Genomic DNA, 1,829 nt, shown 5'->3' on the forward strand with positions numbered 1-1,829 from the left:
GCGGGCTGGCCAAGTGCTGGCGCCGCGCAGGAAAGCGCAGCCAGCGAGACAGCGAGCAGCAGCGTGCGCCGGCGTGCGCCTGGATTAATCTCAAACATTTTGTCCCCAGTCCTCTTAAGTCCGTTGTGTTTGTCAGAGTCGCATTAGCTCGACCGACGCGCGGTCACGCGCGTCACCATCGGCATCGGCATGTCCTTCGGCGGGCGGCCCCGCAGCGTCAGACCGTCCAGCACGTCGTTGCGTGCCGGCCATTTCGCGTCGGCCTGCTTCGCGGGCACTGCTCCGTCGCGGTCTGATCCATAGCCAGGGTTGCGCAGGCAGGCGCGCACGGCGATACGGCAAGCGGAATCGTGCGCCATTCCGCATCTGCTCTCACGTTAAACATCATCAGCCCCTCAACTCTCACTCGTGACATCAGCTTTGAAAAATCAGGATCAGGTCAGGTCGGCCGTCGCGCGGTGACTCGGGTGACAACCGGCATCGGCATGTCTTTCGGCGGAGGCTCGCGCAGCGTCAGACTGCCGATCACCTCGTTGCGAAGCGCGGCATCGACCTCGGGATCACCGGTCGACGGCGTCAGGACGACCCGACTCACACGGCCCGAACTGTCAGCCCAGAGCTTCACCTGAATCTGCGCGGCCATGTTGCGTGTCTTCGGATTGGACCGGATCGCCGCCTCGATCTGCGTCGAGACGACGGTCGAGTACCAGCCCCAGCGGCTGCCACCGCCGCCCCCGCCGCCGTAAGGACTGCCGCCCGGCTTGCCGCCGAGATTGAAGAGATCGCCGGGTCCAGTCGCCTTGGCGTCAAGCGACAGTGGGCCCGGCGGCTCGTCGTTCTTGGCATCCTTGACCGGCTCGTCCTGCGGCTTCTCGATCGGCTTGTCTTCCTTGAATTCGGGCTCGGCCATCTTCGGCTGCTCGATCATCTTCTGCTCGGGCATCTGCGGAGGCGGCGGGGGCGGCGGAGGTGGCGGCGGCACGAGGTTGACAATGGTGAGCTCGCGCACCTGCCGCGGCGGCGGCAGATCGTCGTGACCGAGAAAGACGTATGCCATGCCGCCGAAGACGAGCGCGACCAGCACCAAGGCGACGCCGAAGCGCGCGAACGAGCGATGCTCGGTCCGGTCGGTGGGATGATCATAGGTGGACGACGGCTGCGGCACCGCCAGTTCGCGCTTTTTATTGGCCGGCACGCTCATGACGTGGCCTCCGTTGCCGCCGGCTTGCAGAGCCTGTCGGTGAGATACTGCACGATGAAGCTGACGAGCGTGTCGAAGTCGCTCGTTTCCACGATCACCTTGGTGTCGGGCATCGCTTCGATCGCCGCCCGATAGGTCGAAAGGTCGCTGAGGTAATCCACATAGGCCACGCCGTCGATCAGGAGCCGCGATCCAGGAGACCGCGAGATTGTCAGCAACAGCGGATCGTGATCCGGCCCCTGTTTCGCGAGGCGGCTCCGCAACACCTCCGCAAGCCGCACCAGCAAGGCTTCGCCGCGAATCGGAAACGGCAGCACATCACCGCGCGCCGATTCTGCCTTGCCCGCGTGGGGAGACAGCCGAGGCTCCACGACACCGCCTCGTCGCATCGACAATTGCTGCAGCCTCGCGACTCGATTGGCGTCGAGACCATCGTCGCCGTGATCGAAATATCTCGTCACGCCACGCAGCCACGACCAGAACGTCTGACGCGGCGACTGGGTGGAAAGGAGCGATAACTGCGTGATCATTGGCGGTGCCTTCGGACGAACTCACTTCACGAGCGGTTTGGTGGCGAGTCCAACCTGGTTGAGGCCGATGCGGCCGAGCAGGTCGAGCACGTCCATCA

The 1,829-nt window shown here is 64.6% G+C and carries 3 protein-coding genes and 1 pseudogene; all 4 read right to left on the reverse strand.

The window, feature by feature from the left end; genetic code table 11:
- Positions 1 to 143: 143 nt before the first annotated feature.
- Positions 144 to 359 (reverse strand): hypothetical protein, encoded by a 216-nt coding sequence (locus tag AAFX91_RS41300; RefSeq protein WP_394570306.1) that lies wholly within the window; start codon positions 357 to 359, stop codon positions 144 to 146.
- Between the two features lie 80 nt (positions 360 to 439).
- Positions 440 to 1,201 carry an energy transducer TonB gene (locus tag AAFX91_RS41305; protein WP_394570307.1) on the reverse strand — a complete coding sequence of 254 codons (762 nt, stop codon included), beginning with the start codon at positions 1,199 to 1,201 and terminating at the stop codon, positions 440 to 442.
- Entirely contained in the window at positions 1,198 to 1,731 is a 534-nt protein-coding gene (locus AAFX91_RS41310; RefSeq protein ID WP_394570308.1) for a hypothetical protein, read from the reverse strand. Before AAFX91_RS41310 ends, AAFX91_RS41305 begins: the two co-directional genes overlap by 4 nt.
- Positions 1,732 to 1,752: 21 nt before the next feature.
- Positions 1,753 to 1,829, reverse strand: a pseudogene (locus tag AAFX91_RS41315) (biopolymer transporter ExbD); the annotation flags it as partial.

The organism is Bradyrhizobium sp. 31Argb, assembly GCF_043638955.1.
Lineage (GTDB): Bacteria > Pseudomonadota > Alphaproteobacteria > Rhizobiales > Xanthobacteraceae > Bradyrhizobium.